Here is a 1,064-nt window from a genome sequence, read left to right on the forward strand (position 1 = left end):
GTGTGTGGTGGCCCGAGGACCAAGCGACCCGCGAACGCGTCGAATGGCACCGCTCCAGCCAGGCAACAGCGTTGCGGCTGACCGTGCTCGCTCACCTCCTCGGCGTCCTCGAGAGCGCCCTCGTAGGCAACATCACCGGCAGCGGTGACATCTGCGACGCCGACCGTGGCGATGTGCGTGGCCGTGACGACGACGCCGTGGACGACAACATCTTGACCCCATCTGAAGTTCAGTGGCTTCGTTCGTTCCTCAACAAGTACTGGTCAGGTCACCCCGACGTCCAGAGCCGGATCCTCCTCGAAGCCATCACGGCCGTGGTCCGAGACGACACACATCTAATCGGCTCCATGGCGGACTTCATGCGAAGCGGACGAGGATCGAATCTCAACACCGTCTGGACCATCGCCCTTCACGCATTCGCGCAGGACAACGCGATCGCGAGCGTCGTCGCGGACGTCCTCGCTACCGAGGAACACGCTTGGCCGGCGTTGCGGCTGGGATACGGCCTGGAGGGTCTCGCCACCGCCTATGCGCCAGGCACACCGCACAACGAACTCATCGCCCAAGCTATCGAGTCCCGGCTGGAAAATTTCGATCACCGGCACAGCGACATGCTGTTGTTCCACCTCTCCGCGATCGACCAAGGCCCACAGATGCGTCGCGTCCTGATGGACGCGATCGCCACTCCCGGCAGCCAACCGCACTGGGCCGCGAACGCACTTCACCGCCATTTCGGCGACGACCCCGCCGTCCGTGACGCGCTCGCCGCTGCTCTAGCAGGTCCGGCAGCGCACGCCTCTCACATCGCCGTCGTCGCGCTCGAGGTCCTCGGCGCCGAGCCAGCACGGGTACGACTCTTGCAAATGCTTCACGAGCTCCACGACGGCATCGGCGACGACCCGACACGCCGCCGCTTCGCTCGCACCGACATCATCGTTTCAGTTCTCGGCGACTGCGCCATGCAACTCAGCCAGGCCGAACGCGACAGCAACAGCCTCGACACCCTAGGCGACGGTCCCAGCGTCCACGGCGGTGCTGAGGCCAGCATCGATGTGGTGGAGCAG

The 1,064-nt window shown here is 65.1% G+C and carries 1 protein-coding gene; it reads left to right on the forward strand.

Annotated elements, in window-relative coordinates; all coding sequences use genetic code 11:
• Positions 1–1,064, forward strand: a 1,064-nt coding sequence (locus ACXJKL_RS21435; RefSeq protein WP_457209011.1) for a hypothetical protein, incomplete at both ends; no start/stop codon positions are given.

It is taken from the genome of Nocardioides sp. P5_C9_2 (assembly GCF_054049555.1).